The organism is Nocardiopsis sp. iso_186, assembly GCF_056173365.1.
Map to the genome: position 1 here is coordinate 3,122,291 of NZ_CM149670.1, position 17,314 is coordinate 3,139,604.

8 protein-coding genes and 1 CRISPR repeat array are annotated in these 17,314 nt (G+C 70.2%); all 8 genes read left to right on the top strand.

Annotated elements, in window-relative coordinates; all coding sequences use genetic code 11:
* The first annotated feature begins 19 nt into the window (after positions 1–19).
* The 8 genes from AC0VYP_RS13810 to casA all read left to right on the top strand — a co-directional run bounded on the left by AC0VYP_RS13810 (position 20) and on the right by casA (position 17,312).
* The gene (locus AC0VYP_RS13810) at positions 20–613 is read left to right on the top strand and encodes a DUF6309 family protein (RefSeq protein ID WP_475470016.1); all 594 of its coding nucleotides are present in this window, start codon (positions 20–22) and stop codon (positions 611–613) included.
* On the top strand, positions 610–4,809 hold the full coding sequence (locus AC0VYP_RS13815) for an amino acid adenylation domain-containing protein (RefSeq protein ID WP_475470017.1): 4,200 nt from the start codon (positions 610–612) through the stop codon (positions 4,807–4,809). The genes AC0VYP_RS13810 and AC0VYP_RS13815 overlap by 4 nt, the downstream gene beginning before the upstream one ends.
* Positions 4,810–4,851: 42 nt before the next feature.
* Entirely contained in the window at positions 4,852–6,108 is a 1,257-nt protein-coding gene (locus tag AC0VYP_RS13820) for an aspartate aminotransferase family protein (RefSeq protein WP_475470018.1), read from the top strand.
* 49 nt (positions 6,109–6,157) lie between these two features.
* Complete coding sequence (locus AC0VYP_RS13825) at positions 6,158–7,018, top strand: TauD/TfdA family dioxygenase (protein ID WP_285760105.1); 861 nt, start codon at positions 6,158–6,160, stop codon at positions 7,016–7,018.
* Complete coding sequence (locus AC0VYP_RS13830) at positions 7,015–7,782, top strand: SDR family oxidoreductase (RefSeq protein WP_475470020.1); 768 nt, start codon at positions 7,015–7,017, stop codon at positions 7,780–7,782. The genes AC0VYP_RS13825 and AC0VYP_RS13830 overlap by 4 nt, the downstream gene beginning before the upstream one ends.
* Before the next feature lie 4 nt (positions 7,783–7,786).
* Positions 7,787–8,548, top strand: coding sequence for a class I SAM-dependent methyltransferase (locus tag AC0VYP_RS13835; protein WP_475470022.1), 762 nt, complete (start codon positions 7,787–7,789; stop codon positions 8,546–8,548).
* A 310-nt stretch (positions 8,549–8,858) separates the two neighbouring features.
* Positions 8,859–12,117: direct repeats of the CRISPR family, unit length 28 nt; unit sequence GACCAACCCCCGCGTGTGCGGGGAGCAC.
* Positions 12,118–12,642: 525 nt separating this feature from the next.
* Positions 12,643–15,663, top strand: a complete 3,021-nt coding sequence (gene cas3 / locus AC0VYP_RS13840) for a CRISPR-associated helicase Cas3' (protein WP_475470023.1) — start codon at positions 12,643–12,645, stop codon at positions 15,661–15,663.
* A 14-nt stretch (positions 15,664–15,677) separates the two neighbouring features.
* The gene (casA, locus tag AC0VYP_RS13845; RefSeq protein WP_475470025.1) at positions 15,678–17,312 is read left to right on the top strand and encodes a type I-E CRISPR-associated protein Cse1/CasA; all 1,635 of its coding nucleotides are present in this window, start codon (positions 15,678–15,680) and stop codon (positions 17,310–17,312) included.
* Positions 17,313–17,314: the final 2 nt, after the last annotated feature.

A 17,314-nucleotide genomic window follows, 5' to 3' on the forward strand; every position in this document is an offset into this window, starting at 1 on the left:
CCTGAGGGGAGCATCACTCGTGGAGATTCTGGAGCGCGTCGCCTTCTCCGACGTTCGACTCGACTACCTGAACGAGCATCCGGCCGAACGGGACCACGCGGGGAACACCAACCAGTCCGGGGAGGAGAACCTCTGGCGTGCCGAGAAGCTGCTGGGGGTCTGGTGGCGGGTCCGGCTCTCCCGCCCGGAAGTCCTCTCCGTCGTCCTTCCGTGGCACACCGCCGAGGGAGGGGAGTTCGAGCTGATTCCTCCCTCCGGCCTGACGGTCGGGCAGGTGGCGGCCCGGGTGCGGGCGTTCTCCACCGATATCGAGAAGGCCAACCCGGTCTGCACGGCCAAGATGCGCGTGCTCGGTCAGGCACCCATCACACCGGTGCACCTGAGCACCCTGGCGGTCAACCACATCGACTACGCGGGTTTGCCGTGCAGGGAGGGGCTCATCCACCTCGACGGCCTGCACCGGATGCTGGCCTGGGAGCTGACGGGCAGGCTGGCAAACGGCCCCGGGCTGGAAGTACTGATCGCCGGCGACCCCGAGGGTCCGACCGGTCCCCATACGGCCGAAGGGCCGGACGGGGGATCGTCGGGGTTGACGGGGGATGAGCGGGAGTGACCCAACCGGCGAGAACCCTTCCGCAGGCGCTGGCGCGGGCCGCTCGGCTCCGACCGGACCAGACGGCCCTGACCGACCACGACCGTGCCTACGACTACCGCTCCCTCGCCCGGTCGGCCGACCAGGTCGCCGCCCGTCTCAGGGACCAGGGCGTACGCGCCGGGGACCGGGTCGCCCTGCTCGGCCCACGGGACGCCCGCCTGCTCGTCCTGCTGCACGGTGTTCTGCGGGCGGGGGCCACGGTGGTGGCGACCGACGCGCAGTGGAGCGCCGCCGACCTGGGTTCCAGGCTCCGGTCGGTCGGAGCCCGCCACGCCGTGTGCTCCGAGGAACCGCCGCACGAGCTCCCGGGGCTGCGCGCCGAGGTCGTGGACGTTGACGCCCTCGCGCCCGACGACTCGCCCGTAGCGCTGGGCTTCGAGACGCCGGGCGCGGGCGACACGGCCTATCTCTCCTTCACGTCGGGCTCCACGGGCAGGCCCAAGGCGGTCGCCATCACCCACGCCAACACGCTGCACTACGCGCTGGGGGTGCGCGAACGGCTCGGGCTCGGTGGGGCGGACGCGCCGCGCATCGCCCACCTCACCACCCTGGCGGCCGACCTCGGTCACACCTGTTGGCTGTTGGCCCTGGTCACCGCAGGCTCGGTGCACGTCGTTCCCGAGGACTGCAGGAGGGACGCCGAGGCGTTGTGGGCATCGCTGCGAGACGCCCGCGTCTCGATGCTGAAGACCACCCCGTCGCACATGGCCGCGCTGTTGGAGGAGCGCCCCGATTCCAGCCCTGCTCTGGACACGGTGATCCTGGGCGGCGAACCCCTGCCGCGCCTGCTCGCCGAGCGGCTGCTCACCAAGGGGGTGGGCCGCCGGCTGGTGAACCATTACGGCCCCACCGAGACGACCATCGGCGCCACCTGCTTCATTGCTTCGTCGGTGGAGGACCTTCCCGGCGACGAGGAGAGCGTGCCGATCGGCACGGCGATCGGCGCGGCCCGTCCGCGCCTGCTGGACGGCGAGGGGAACCCGGTCGCCGACGGCTCGGACGGCGAACTGTACATCGGCGGCCCAGGGGTCGGCCTCGGTTACTTCGACTGTCCGGCCGAGACGGCCCGTGGCTTCGTCCGACATGCCGGCGACCGGGTCTACCGCACCGGTGACCTGTGCCGCCGCCGCCCGGACGGCGACCTCGTCTTCCTCGGCCGGGCCGATCGGCAGGTCAAGGTGCGGGGTTTTCGCGTGGACCCGGCCGGAGTGGAACGTGTCATCGGCGGGTGCCCCGGAGTGGTCCAGGGAGTGGTCGTGGCGCGGGACGCTCCGGGCGGCACCACGCTGCTGGCCGCCGTACGCACGGCGGAGGGGCACGACTCCGACGCCACCGTGCAGGTACTCCGCGCCCACCTGCGCGACCGGCTGCCGGAGTACTCGGTGCCCGCCCCGATCGTCGTCCTCGCGGAGTTCCCGGTCAACGCCAACGGGAAACTCGACCGGCCCCGCCTGGAGGCCGCGGTGGACCGGGTCGTGCGGGCCTCGGCCGGGCCCGCCGACGGCGGACGGGCCGCGGCGGAGCCGTCGCACACCTGCCTGACGAGGACGATCGGCGAGCTCTGGGCGGAGGCGCTGGGCCTGCCCGCGGTCGATCCGGACGCGGACGTGCTGCACCTGGGCGGTGACTCGCTGCTGGCCATGCGGACCATCGCGTACCTGCGCCGCGAGGGGCACCGGGTGAGCTTCGACGACTTCTACCGCAATCCGACTCCCGCACGTCTGGCGGCAGCCGCAGCGGCCACGACCGCTCCCCGGCAGGCCGTGGCGGCACCCGTCGTCGCCCGGCACGACCGGCTCGCCCCGGCACAGCGGTGGCTGTCGAGCCGCGGCATCGACGACCCCCGGCACTGGAACCAGTCCGTCCTGCTGCGCTGCGGTCGCCGCGTACGGGCCAAGGCCCTGTCGGCCGCCGTCACCGCCGTCCTGGAACGCCACCCGGCCCTGCGCCGGCCGATCGGCCCGGACGGCCCGGGAGCCGCCAGACCGGCACCCGGCCTGGACGCCGTGTCGTTCTCCCGGATCGAGGCGGCAGGGCCGGAACCGATCTGCGAAACGATCACCAGGACCTGCACCGAACTGCATCGCAGCCTCGACCCGCCCTCCGGCCGGCTGCTCCGCGTCCACCTGTTCTCGGGCGCCCCGTTCACGCAGGACCGCCTGGCACTGATCGCCCACCACCTGGTGGTCGACGGCCTGTCCTGGCGCATCCTCCTGGAGGACCTGGCCCACGCCTACCGCACGGCGCTGTCGGGCGAACAGCCCGTCCTACCCCTGACCGCCGACTTCTACCAATGGGCCGCCGGGCTGCCCCCCGCGCCGGCGCCGCCCGCACGCACCGCTTCGCCGCTGCCGGTGGACGACCCGGTGGGACCGGTCGAACCCGCCGCCCTGACCTGGGCCCTGGACCGGCGCGGGACCCAACGGCTGATCAGCGGGCACGGCGGCGCGCACGGCCTGGAAGCACTACTGCTGTCGGCGTTCGCCGACGCCACGTGCCGCTGGAGCGAGCAGCCCTGGGTGGAGGTGGAGGTGGAGACCCACGGCCGCGACACATCGGGCAGCTCGCCCCACCTCGACACCGTCGGCTGGTTCACCGCGGTGAAGCGGGTACGCCTCGACGGCCTCCACGGATCGGACGTGCCCGTCCCCGCCCGTGTGCGGGAGACCGAGGACCGGGTGCGCGCGGCCCCCGAACTGCCGATGGACGCGGCGGGGCAATCCCCTGAGGCCGCGTTCAACTTCCTCGGCACGTTCCGGCTGCCCGACGAACCGTCCCTGGCCTGGACACCGGCGGACGAACAGGCGGGGACGGCGCGCTGCCGCAGCGGCGACACCCTGTACCGGCTCCGGCTGACCGCCCGTGTGGTGGACGGCAGACTGGTCACCGACCTGGTGTACGCGTGGCCCCGGACGGCGCACGCCAGCGCGCTCGACGTGATGTCCGGGTTCTCCCGCGCCGTGGCGTCCGCCGCCCGGACCGCCGCGCCCCCGCCGGTCAGGGCGCCGTTGACGACGTCGGGGCAGATCCTGCACACCGGGCGCCACCCCGCCCCCGGGCGGGTGCGCGTCGGGCGTGAACCGGTGGACGTCCTGTTGACCGGCGCCACCGGTTACGTCGGCGGCCACCTCCTCACCGCCCTCGTCAACCGGGGCGCCCGCGTCACGTGCCTGGTGCGCGGGGAACGCGACATGGACGCCGCGGCCAGGCTCGACATTCCGCGCGGCGCCGTCGACACCGTCGCCGGCGACATCAACCGCGAAGGGCTCGGCCTGTCCGCGCACGGGCTGGCCCATGCCCGCCGGGCCGACATCGTCGTCCACGCGGCGGCGGACGTCCGGCTGGTGGCCTCGCCGGCCGAACTGGAGCGGACCAACCACACCGCGGTCCGGCGCCTGTTGGCCTGGATCGACACCGAGACCCGCGCGGCGACGCTGCACCACCTCTCCACTCTCGCCGTCGCGGGAACCGTCGGCGGTGGTCCCCGGCGGTTCAGTGAGGCCGACCTCCGCATCGGCCAGAACTTCACCACCCCCTACGAGCGGGTGAAGCTGGCCGCGGAGGAGACCGTCCGCGCCTGGGCGGCGTCGGGCCGCCGCTGCTGTATCCACCGCAGCGGCCACATCGCCGCGCACAGCCGGACAGGTGCCTTCCAGCACAACATCGCCGACAACCGCGTCTACCAACTGGTCCGCGGCTACGTACAGGCCGGCGCCGCGCCCAGCAGGCCCGCCGAGACCTTCGCGTTCTCCTACGCCGACACCGTGGCCGCCGGTATCGCCGCGCTCGCCACCCACCCGTATACGGCCCCCGGCGTCTACCACGTGGAGACCCCGTACTCGGTCCCCCACGACGACCTGGTCCGCTGGATGACCGATCACGGCTACCCGATCGCCCTGACCGACGGCCCGACCTTCGCAGCGGCGCTGGCCCGCGCCGAACGCGAGAACCCCGAAACAGCCCGGCTGACGGCCGCGTGGTCCCATGCCGCGCGGCGCAACGTCGAGATCGACTGCTCCTACACCACCGCCGCCCTCGAACGCCTCGGCGTCCGCTTCACCCCTCCCACCCCCGCCTGGTGGTCCCGATGCCTGGACTGGGCGCAAAGCACGGGATTCCTGCCGACGGCCGTGTCCTGCGCCCGGCCGGTCTGAGCGTCTTCGCGCCCTCCCGTCGCAGCAACGAAGGGAAAACCCGTGTCCCAGCTCTCCCCCGTGCTCACCCAGGCCACCCCGGTGGTGGCCGTCCGCGGCGAAGGCGTGTACCTCTTCGACGCCGAAGGACGCCGCTACCTCGACTTCACCGCCGGTGTCGGGGTGACCGGCACCGGCCACTGCCATCCCAGGGTCGTCGAAGCCGCCCAACGGCAGGCGGGCCGGCTCATCCACGGCCAGTACACCACCGTGTTGCACCAGCCGCTGCTCGATCTCACCGAACGGCTCGGGACCGTACTGCCCGAGGGCCTGGACTCCGTGTTCTACCTCAACTCCGGCAGCGAGGCAGTGGAGGCGGCCGTGCGTCTCGCCCGCCACGCCACCGGCCGGCAGAACGTGATCGTGTTCGACGGGTCGTTCCACGGGCGCACCATGGGGGCGGCGGCCCTCACCACCGCCGGCACCCGCTTCCGCGACGGCATCGGCCCCCTGATGCCCGGCGTGGCCGTGGCCCCGTTCCCCCACGCGTTCAGGCTCGGGCTGGACGCGGAGGCCGCCGTGGAGCACGCGCTGCGCGGCCTGGACCATGTCCTCGCCACGGTGAGCTCCCCCGGGGAGACCGCCGCGCTGTTCGTCGAGCCGGTCCTGGGAGAGGGCGGCTACGTGCCCGCGCCTCCCGGCTTCCTCGCCGGCCTGCGGGAGAGAGCCGACCGGCACGGCATGCTCCTCGTCCTCGACGAGGTGCAGACCGGCTTCGGCAGGACGGGGCGGTTCTGGGCCCACCAGCACGGCAGCGGCACCGTGCCCGACATCCTCATCACCGCCAAGGGCCTGGCCAGCGGATTCCCGCTGTCGGCGATCGCCGCGCCCACCGCGTTGATGCGCAAGGCCCGGCCCGGCTCCCAGGGCGGCACCTACGGCGCCAATCCGGTGGCCTGCGCGGCCGCCGTCGCCACCCTCGACGTCATCAGGGACGAGCGCCTGGTTGACAACGCCGCGGCACAGGGCGAACTGCTTCTGCGCGGCCTGCGGGAGGCCGCCGCCGGCGTCCCCGCCATCGCCGATGTGCGCGGCCTCGGACTCATGGCGGCCTGCGAGTTCCAGCGTCCCGACGGCTCACCCGACCCCGCGACGGCCCGACGCGCCCAGCAGGCCGCCGCGGAACTGGGCCTGCTGCTCCTCACCTGCGGGGTGCACCAGAGTGTCGTGCGCATGATCCCGGCGCTCGTGGTGGACAGTGGCCAGATCGGCGAGGCCCTCTCCCTGTGGTCCAAGGCCGTGACCTCGGCCACGGCCTGAGCGCAGCCCCCGAGCAGACCGTCCGTTCCCGTGCCGGAAAGGTTCACCCATGTCCGACGACACCCTCACCGACGTCAGCTGGGACAGCGACTACCTCGAATCCCACCGCGAGCTGTGGTCCCTGCCGCTGACCGACACCGACCGCGACGCCCTGTGGCGCGACGCGTCCGCCGGGGAGTGGGGCCCGGCCGACTCCGCGCGCCGCGGCCTCCGCTCCTTCGCACTCACCAGCCTGAGGACCGTCGGCTTCGTCCACGTCCGCAACCTCGTGGACGCCTCCGCACCCGAGGACGCCATCGTGTCCGCGCTGTCGTTCCTTCTCCGGGACTTCGGCCAGGTCATCCCGCAAAACGCCCAGGGCGACCTCACCCAGGTCCTGCGGGACCGCGACGGCGACGGCGCCACCGAGCTCGGCTTCCACTGCGACACCTGCGACCTCCTGGTGCTCCTGTGCCTCCAGCCCGCAATCCGCGGCGGCGGCATGACCAAGCTGGCCAGCGCCCGCCGTGTCCACGACATCATCGGACGCGAACAGCCCCGGGCCCTGGCCGCCCTGCGCGAGGACTGGACGTTCGACAGGACCGGCCGCGCGGGACAGCAACTGATCGTCTCCCCGATCCTCTTCACCCAGCCCGACGGGGCCATCGGCTGCTACTACCAGACCCGCACCGTCCGCGCCTCCGCGGAACGCAGCGCCACGCCCGTGACCGCCCGCCACTGGGAGGCCCTCGACGTCCTCGACGAGGTCCTCTACCGGCCCGAGATCGCCTTCGGCCTGCGGTTGGAGGCCGGCGAACTCCTCGTCATCCGCAACAGCAGGGTGCTGCACGGACGGTCGCCCTACACCGACGTCCCCGGCCCCGCCTCCCGTCGCGTACTGCGCCTCTGGATGAACACGGAGGCCCTGTGACCACCGCACACCGGCCCGCCGGCCGGGTCGCCCTCGTCACCGGCGGCGGCAGCGGCCTGGGCCGGGCCTGCGCCCTGGCCCTGGCCCGCGAGGACTGGTCGCTGGTCCTGGCGGGACGCCGCGAGGAAGCCCTGGCCGAGACCGCCGCGCAGTGCGCCGCGCCCCCCGGCCGGGTGCTCGCCGTCCCCACCGACATCACCGACCCCCAGCAGGTCGGGGCGCTCTTCGACGCCGTCCGCAACCGTTTCGGCCGCCTCGACCTGCTGGTCAACAACGCCGGCGCGCCCGCTCCCCGGCTACCTCCCGAGGACGTCGCGTACGAGGACTGGAGCCGGGTGCTGGACACCATCGTCACCGGCGCCTTCCTCTGCTCCCAGCAGGCGTTTCGGATCATGCGGGACCAGGACCCGCAGGGCGGGCGCATCATCAACAACGGCGCACCCTCCGCGCACACGCCGCGCCCCTGCTCCACCGCCTACACCGCGGCCAAGCACGCCCTCCTCGGCCTGACCCGCTCCCTGTCCCTGGACGGACGCCGCCACCGGATCGCCTGCGGCCAGATCGACGTCGGCAACGTCGCCCCGCCGGACGGCAGTCCGCAGCCCCCGGCGTTGCAGGCCGACGGCAGCAGGGCCGTCGAGGCGACCCTGCCCGTCGAACGCTTCACCGAAGCCCTGGTGCTGATGGCCTCCATGCCGCTGGACACCAACGTCCAATCCCTCACGGTGCTGCCCACGACCATGCCGTTCGTCGGCAGGGGCTGATCCCATGCTGGTCAGCGCCCGCTCCTACGACGAATACCGCGCCATGTTCGCGCTGACCGACGAGGACCTCTCCCAGCGCGTGCTGGACTGCCCGGGCGGGGCGGCCGACTTCACCGCCGTCGCCTCCGCCCGGGGCGGCGACGCCCTCGCCGTTGACCCCCAGTACGCCCTCGGCCGGGACCTCGGCCCCCTCGTCCTGCGCGAGATCCAGTACAAACACGCCGACCTCGCGGCCACGGCCGACGCACACATCTGGACCTGGTTCGGTGACGCCGACCGCTATACCCGCCTGCGTCTTCGATCCGCGCGGACCTTCAGCGCCGACCTCGCCACCCGTCCGGAACGTTACCTCGCCGCCGCCCTGCCCTCCCTGCCCTTCGCCGACCGTTCCTTCGACCTCGTCCTCAGCTCGCACCTGCTGTTCTCCTACGGGGCCACCCTCGACGAGGCGTTCCACCTCGCCGCCCTCCTCGAACTCGCCAGAGTGGCCCGCAAGCAGGTCCGGCTCTTCCCCGTCGTACTGCACACCAGCAACCGGCCCTACCCCGCACTCGACAGGCTCAGGCAGCGCCTCCGCGACTCCGCCATCCCCACCCGCCTGGAGCCGGTCGGATACGAGTTCCAGCCGGGCGGCAACCAGGTCCTCGTACTCGACTGCACCCACCACGACCCCCTTCCGGGCACGACCGCCGCCATACACACACCCCACCTGATCGATCCGGCCCGATGGAGGCACCTGGAAACGCCCCGCTCCACCCCGTCATGACCCGGACCCGCACGGGCGCCCCCTCCCGAACGGCTCCGGAGGGAGGCGCACCTCATGAGGAATGGTGGGGCACGACCGAACAGGGGCTTCCCCATCACCGGGAAACGGTTCCGATGCGCCCGTGTATCCGGGGGGCGGGCCTCCTCCTTGTCCTGGTTCGCCGCGGACTGCTCAGACCACGGCGGCCAACGCATCGGACGTCTCGGGGCCGGCGCAGGCATGGGCGCGCTCGAAGTGGTCGAGGTAGGGGCGGGCCAACGGCAGATCGTCTTGGTCGTCGTGCGGGGTGCGGGTGGGACAGGGCTCCAGGGACCAACCCCCGCGTGTGCGGGGAGCACGAAGTCCTGTGTGTTGAGCGAGTGGATGCCTGAGACCAACCCCCGCGTGTGCGGGGAGCACCCACTGGCAAAGGGCGACTGCCTGGTTCTGGGGGACCAACCCCCGCGTGTGCGGGGAGCACTGCCCGGCCCCGGCCGTGGCCTGGTGCCCGGCGGACCAACCCCCGCGTGTGCGGGGAGCACGCGATCGAGCAGGACTCCAACATCGCGATCATGGACCAACCCCCGCGTGTGCGGGGAGCACGCGGGGGTGATGTCGGGGGCGCCGTCGGGCTTGGACCAACCCCCGCGTGTGCGGGGAGCACGGGGGCGTCGTGGCCGACCCTGGCGCCGTCGCCGACCAACCCCCGCGTGTGCGGGGAGCACGACGCCCGATATACCAGCGCACGCCGGGCTCCCGACCAACCCCCGCGTGTGCGGGGAGCACGATTCCTGGACGGGCAAGCCCAACGATTCTTTGGACCAACCCCCGCGTGTGCGGGGAGCACTCGGTGCGTATAGGGCCTGACAGTTTTCCCAGGGACCAACCCCCGCGTGTGCGGGGAGCACCTGCACCACCCCCGACCGGGCCCCGGCCCGGTGGACCAACCCCCGCGTGTGCGGGGAGCACCACCGGCGCATGCGCTCCCTCGTGCAGGCCGCGGACCAACCCCCGCGTGTGCGGGGAACACGTGGCGGCTGCGTGGCAGCAGACGGGCTCTTCGGACCAACCCCCGCGTGTGCGGGGAGCACGATCCCGACCGCGGGCTTGGCCTGCCCGCCGGGGACCAACCCCCGCGTGTGCGGGGAGCACGCGACGCTTCCGAGCAACGTCACCGAGGACATGGACCAACCCCCGCGTGTGCGGGGAGCACGCGGCGGACGCGCTGTTGCCGGACGTCTGCCCGGACCAACCCCCGCGTGTGCGGGGAGCACTGGTCTTATCCCCCATCGCATCCGAATTGCCGCGACCAACCCCCGCGTGTGCGGGGAGCACTAGTTTTCCCGCCCCCGGATGGGGCCAAGATCGGACCAACCCCCGCGTGTGCGGGGAGCACCGCCTTCGGGCACGCGGCGCTCTGCACCTCATCGACCAACCCCCGCGTGTGCGGGGAGCACGCATCACGGGCATCGTCACTTCGGATTGTCTCCGACCAACCCCCGCGTGTGCGGGGAGCACCTCGGGCGCGGCCGCGTAAAAGTCCGGTCCGCGGACCAACCCCCGCGTGTGCGGGGAGCACAGGCCCCGGACTCCGCCGGACTCGTGGACCGCCGACCAACCCCCGCGTGTGCGGGGAGCACACGTTGATCCGCGACAGCCGCGCCTACGCCCGGGACCAACCCCCGCGTGTGCGGGGAGCACGGGCTTTCCTGTGCCTACCGGTTGAACCAGCCCGACCAACCCCCGCGTGTGCGGGGAGCACGCTCGAATCGTGCCATCGAGGGAGAGCTCCGAGGACCAACCCCCGCGTGTGCGGGGAGCACCGGCCAGGTCACCGGCGCGAAGTGGAGTGAAAGGACCAACCCCCGCGTGTGCGGGGAGCACGGGGCGTTGTTCGTTCACGCGGTGCGGACGACGGACCAACCCCCGCGTGTGCGGGGAGCACCCACCCCCGGCCCCCGCCATGAGGGGCGGGGGCGACCAACCCCCGCGTGTGCGGGGAGCACGGCGACTGCGGGCCGCATCCTCCGTGTAGGCGGGACCAACCCCCGCGTGTGCGGGGAGCACTGCGGCCCCCAACGGCTCCGGGACCTCGAGGGACCAACCCCCGCGTGTGCGGGGAGCACGCCTGCCAAGGATTACAGGAATGGCTTGCGACAGACCAACCCCCGCGTGTGCGGGGAGCACGTGCGGCCGGGGGATTGGACTCCCCGCGAACCGGACCAACCCCCGCGTGTGCGGGGAGCACGTGCGGCCGGGGGATTGGACTCCCCGCGAACCGGACCAACCCCCGCGTGTGCGGGGAGCACGCGCACCTGATCCAAAGCTTCGGCGTGTGCCTGGACCAACCCCCGCGTGTGCGGGGAGCACGTGGGGGTGTCTTGGGGGGAGAAGCCCACGAAGGACCAACCCCCGCGTGTGCGGGGAGCACCGACATCGCACCAACCGGTTAGGGAGAAACCCGGACCAACCCCCGCGTGTGCGGGGAGCACCCTCGGCGATGCGATAGATGACGGGGAGGCTCAGACCAACCCCCGCGTGTGCGGGGAGCACTGGGTGCGCCAGGCTGCGCTCGGGGCGTGCTCGGACCAACCCCCGCGTGTGCGGGGAGCACGCTACCCAGCTGATCCGCGCGGGCATCGTCGAGGACCAACCCCCGCGTGTGCGGGGAGCACGCTTCGACTTGGGCGATGTGGCTGCGGGAGTAGGACCAACCCCCGCGTGTGCGGGGAGCACGTGGCCACTGCCGAGGATCAGACCGCGAACACCGACCAACCCCCGCGTGTGCGGGGAGCACCACCACCTCATCCCAACCGCCGACCTCGGCATGGACCAACCCCCGCGTGTGCGGGGAGCACCACCACCTCATCCCAACCGCCGACCTCGGCATGGACCAACCCCCGCGTGTGCGGGGAGCACTCCTGATCGACCGGTCCCAGATGATCCACACGCGACCAACCCCCGCGTGTGCGGGGAGCACGGAGGAATTGGGCTGTTCGAGCTGCTCAGCTCGGACCAACCCCCGCGTGTGCGGGGAGCACGACCTGCAATTTCAGAAACCGAGAGCGCACCCGGACCAACCCCCGCGTGTGCGGGGAGCACCCACGCGAGCACTGCGGGGAGCTCGCTCTGGAGGACCAACCCCCGCGTGTGCGGGGAGCACTGCGTGGCGCGGGGGGAGCGTTTCGTGGTCGTGGACCAACCCCCGCGTGTGCGGGGAGCACTCAGATGTTGATCTGCTTTCCGGCTCGGGCTTGGACCAACCCCCGCGTGTGCGGGGAGCACACGGCGACCGCCGGAGTTTCCTGCGCCAACTCGGACCAACCCCCGCGTGTGCGGGGAGCACGCGTTGTACGGCTTGGTCCTGGCCGTGCGGGAGGACCAACCCCCGCGTGTGCGGGGAGCACTCGGGGGGTTCGGTTCGATCCGGTGGCGGCCTGGACCAACCCCCGCGTGTGCGGGGAGCACAACCCCTTCCGCTTCCTGTACGCCTGCGTGTCCGACCAACCCCCGCGTGTGCGGGGAGCACGTTCGCATACGGGTTCGTGGTCATGGCCTGTGCGACCAACCCCCGCGTGTGCGGGGAGCACCCTTCGCGACCTGCAGAAACGCAAGCCGTTATAGATTTTTAATCTTAGGGATTTCGAATAAAATGGACCCAAATGGTCCAAATTTACCGATTTCACCGAAGCACTTCACCACAGCGCCTTGAACGAGCATCCCGACCCTCCTACTCAGCTTGAACACTGCTCTGGCCATTCCATCCCACTTTGAGTATCGACGAACCAGCCCAGCCCTTCCACCCCTTCAACGTTTCGACTCACAGGGCACTCCCGCACGACTTGGCACAACCATTGAAGATGCCCCCACATCGCCAAAACGAGCAAAATATGACATTTGCCCCCCAGGGGGAGAGTGAGTTCCTCGGAAGCTGTCGAAGTTAAGATCGAGAGCGCTAGCAACTTCCTCGCACGCGCGAGGGTGGGCCAAGCCACTGCTGATTGACGTGGCCAGCCAATAGCACAGCTCCCTGCACGCGCGGGGGTTAGATCAGCAGAGTGACCGAATCTGGCATTTAGCGAATAGCCAATGTTGATTGCTGTAACTTACTTGCCATGTCCTTTCGCCGCTCCCTCCAGAGAGCCACCGCCCGCACTGCCGCCCCCCAACGTGGCAACGACCGGCCTCGGGCGTTGGGCGTGGTGTGGGGCAAGTCCGAAGGACTTCCAGCCCCGTATCCCCTGATCGCGCACCTTCTCGACGCCGCCGCCATGATCGTGGCACTGGGTAGTGACAATTTCCGGATGGGCTTCGGTGGAGCGTCCAAAGCACTGGGGCGACAGGAGCTTCTGTGCCTGGCCCTGTTGGCGGCGCTACATGACCTCGGCAAGGCCATCACCGGCTTTGCCGCCAGGGACAAGACGGCCTGGTTGGCCATGTGGGAGGGGAAACCTCCTTTTTCCGAAGGTTTCTCGCGGGCGCACACCGCCCCGGGACACGCCAGCGCCATACAGGACGGCTGGATCGCGCAGATGGTCGCCGCAGGTCCAGCTGTTAAGACCGTCATCGAATACGTGGGGCTGGTGGTCGGTTCCCACCACGGCAAGGTCCCAGGACTGATGAACACGACCGACGCGCTCACGGCCCTGGCCGCCAGCGGTGACGCGCGGGCCGACTGGGTGTGGGTGCGCTCAGAGATCGCACACACCGTATGGCAGGCGTTGGGCAGCCCGATGTTCTCGGCGGATGAGGACGAACGCTCAAGTCGCGCCCTGGCGGTGGCGGGGGCCTGCGGGATGGTGCAGTGGGCCGACTGGATCGTTTCCCAGGAGTCCTACATCCAGCGCCGCATGGAGCATCTGCCCGGGCCACGGGGGTGGACGGTCGAGGCCGCCCGAGCGTTCTTCGAGTCGGGAATCGAGGCAGCGGCCGCCGAACTCAAACGCATCGGTGTACGGCCGTTGAAGCTGCGGAAGCAGACGTTCGTTGAGCGCTTCGGTTTTGAGCCGCGCGGGGTGCAGCTTTCCCTGCGACAGGAGCTGGCACCCATGATCACCGGGCCTGGTCTGCTGGTCATCACCGACCGTACGGGTGCGGGCAAGACCCAAGCCTCCTTGGATGCCTTCTCCATGATGCGCGAGCGGCTCAACGAAGAAAGAGGGCTGTTGTTCGTCTTGCCGACGATGGCCACCACCGACGCGATGTTCGGGCGGGTCGTGAAAGACATGCGGCGGACTCTGGGCGAGGATGCCACGGTTGAGCTCCTGCATTCCATGGCCAGTTTCTCCGAAGAGGCCGCCCGGTTGTTGGAGAGAAGACCCGGTACTGCCGAGGCCGTGGGTGGGGCCGCGATGGACAAAGCGGTGATCGAGTCCGACTGTGAGCGGGGCAGCCCTTACCGGTCGAAGTGGATGTCGCAAGGGGCGCGGCGTCTGCACGCCACGGTCGGGGTGTGCACTATCGACCAACTGCTCGCGATCTCCCTGCCTTCGCGTTTCCAACCGCTGCGCATGGCCGGTCTGCGCGACAAGGTCGTCGTGATCGACGAGGCCCACACCTGTGACGCCTACTCCCAGAGCCTGCTGCGGCGCACACTCATGTGGCTGGGGGCCATCGGGGTTCCGGTGATCGTGCTCTCGGCGACGCTGCCCGACAAGTTGACGCGGTCTCTTCGTGACTCCTATGACGTGGGTGCCGCTTGTTGGCGGCGTATCAACGGTCTGGGCACGGTGGAGCAGTCGGGGCATGAGCAGCGGGCTCCTTACCCCGGCTGGCTCTACTACGACGCCCGGTCGGCGCGTACCCAGGTACGGCACTCTCCCGTGGGTGAGGTCGCCCAGCTCTCGTTTCGCCTGCACGCAATGGAACTCGCTGAGCGCGATCTGGCCAAGCGGGGGGTGCAGATGGCGGAGCGTTGCCGAAGTGTTCTGGACGCGATTTTCGCGCCTGAGGGGCAGGGCAACGCGTTGATCGTGGTCAACACGGTCACTGCGGCCCAGGCGCTGGCGGTGCGGTTGCGCGCGCAAGCCCCGGCCGATTGCCGGGTGGAGCTGCTGCACGCACGTTTTCCTGTGGGAGAGCGCGGTCGGCGCACGGACCGGCTGGAGCAGCAATTCGGCAAACCCGGCTCGCGGGACTCCGAGCAGCGTCTGGCGCGGCCACGCCGCTCGATCCTGGTGGCGACATCGGTTGTCGAGCAGTCCTTGGATTGGGACTTCGACGTGGTGATCAGCGAGCTGGCGCCGATGTCGCTGCTCTTCCAGCGCGCGGGCCGTGCCCACCGCCACCGCTCTGGCGGCCAGATTCCGCGTGCGTGGCGTCAGTGGTCGGTGCACGTGTTGGCGGGGATCGAGCAGGGGCTCCCGGTGGAGGCCGTCCCTTACCCTCTCGACGAGCTCATGGCCACGTGGGAAGCCCTTGAAGAACGCACGGGCAACGGGCTGGAAGCAGCTGCGGGCCTTCCTGGTCGTCTGGTCGAGGTTCCCACCGGTGTGCAGGAACTGGTGGAGCGGGCCACTCGCGACCAGTTGTGGCTGTGTTCGGAGGATGAGCGTTTCGCCGAGGCGGCGATGGCGTGCTGGAGCGAGGCCACGGTGCAGGCCGGGCAAGGCGAGCAGGTCGTCATCCCCCGCCCCGATCTTCGGGTCAAGGATCTTCACAAGCTGACCAGTGCTTCTGAGGACGTCGAAACGATCCTCACCACACGGCTGGGTGCTGACAGCGTGCGGCTGCTGCCGGTGTGGACCAAGGACGACCAAATGTTTTTGGATGTTGACTGCACGCTGCCGATGCCTCAGGTCCCAGAAGAAGAGGACCAGGAGAAGCCCGGTCGTAAGAAAAAGCGCAAGCGGGTTGACCAGGAGATCGTGTGGAGCATCGTCAAGCACACCATCTCCGCGCGTTCGGCCTTTTGGCACGAGGAAGCCCGATCGCCTTCTCCCGGTTGGTTCGACAGAGACCCCGCTCTGGAGCGCGTGGTCACCGTCGAGTTCGAACGCACAGCGACCGACCACCGCATCGCCGACACCGATGTCACCATCACCGGCCACGCTCCGGTTCACCCGATCAGCGCCTACCGGGTGTTGCTCTCGGAGGATCTGGGCCTGTTCGCCGCGTTCTCACGCCGCTACCGCTAGCAAAGGCACCCCTCTTGGACGACTACGACTACAGCCTGCGCCATTGCCCATGGCTGCCTCGCCGCCACTTCAACAGGGACACCGTGGAAGGAGGTTTGCAGTCCCTTTTCACCACGGCCCAGCACACGATCGACATCGTGGCACCCACCCCTCCGGCTTATGGGGCCGTGTGGCTGGTACTGACCACGCTGACGTATCGCATCACCGGCCTGGACCGACAAGACACCCCGCAGGAGTGGGAGAAGCGCCGCGACGCCTGGTATCGCCATGGCACCTTCACGTCCGTCCCCCCTGAGCTGCGCGACTCCGCCGGCGGTGCGGCGGAGAGCAACCCGGTCGAGGAATACTTCGAGCGCTACGCCGATGCTTTCTTCCTCTTCGGGGACAAGCCCTTCCTGCAGGATCGACGCCTTGTCGCTGAGTGCAAGCAGACCTCGGGGGTCAACAAGTTCGTGTTGGGCCGCCCCACCGGTGTCAACTCGGCCACGTGGTGGACACGCCACCACAAGGACAAACAGACCCCGATTCCCCCTGCGGAGGCCATCTGGTGGTTGCTGGTGCAGTGGTACTACGGTGCTGCCGGCCAGATCACCGCACGCGAGGTTGACGGCAAGTCCTCTTCCTCATCACGGTCAGGCATGCTGCGCGGGAGCATGGTCTACATCCCGCGCGGCAAGACCTTGTTCGAGAGCCTTTTGCGATCTCTGGTGCCTCCGGGAGAAGCCGCACCCGACCCGGGTGTGGCGGCGTTCGCCGACGAGTGCCCCTGGGAGTGGGAGGCCTGGCCCTCCCCCGGACGGCCCGCTCTGCAGCCGGGTGGGATGTGTGCGCTGTTGAGCGCGGTGCACAACCATTCGATGCTGCTGGTACGCGACGACAACGGCGATGTCGCCGATGTCTATCGCACGTGGGCCTACCGCAACCCGTGGCCCGCGCTCAAGAAGATCCCGTTTTTGAGTTACGAGCATTCCAAAGGCAACACCCGCAAGGCCAATCCCTCCCGCGCACTCTGGCGTGAACTCGACGCGCTTCTCCCCAGCGCGCGCAACAACGCGCAACCGAGCCGCGACGGCTATCTCCCTCCCGCGTTCCTGGCCGAACGGCCCGACGAAGGCATCGGGATCGCAGGTCTTACCGCGGTGGCCTTCCACCAGGATCCCAAAACCGTGGACTACGCCTGGTGGCTCTCCCAGACCCCTGTGGCTTTGGCTGAGTTCCTCACCGCGGCTGACGAGAACGAGCGGGCGACGGTGTCCGCCGAGATCCAACAGCTGCTGCAGACCTTCGACACCGAGGCGTGGCTCCTGCGTAGCGCGCTGCGCAGCGCCTGGCGCAATGGTGTTCGCAGCGGCCCCAAGGAGAAACTCCTCGAAGCATGGCCCAACCGCGCCACCCCGCTGTTTTGGAAGCGCGCCGAAAACCTCTTCTACGGGCTTTTGTCCGGTGACCAGAGCACCGCCCCTGCTGAGGACGGTAGCCAGGGCCAGCACAGGGGCCAGCGTGCGATTCGCGCACTGACCTGTGAGATCTACGACGAGGTCACCGACCTCGTCGTGCACGCCGAGACCGCCACATCAGCTGATTACCTCCTGCGTCGCGCGGTGATCCGCCACCGCCCCCGCCTCAACCAAACCGCTCATCGAAAGTGAAT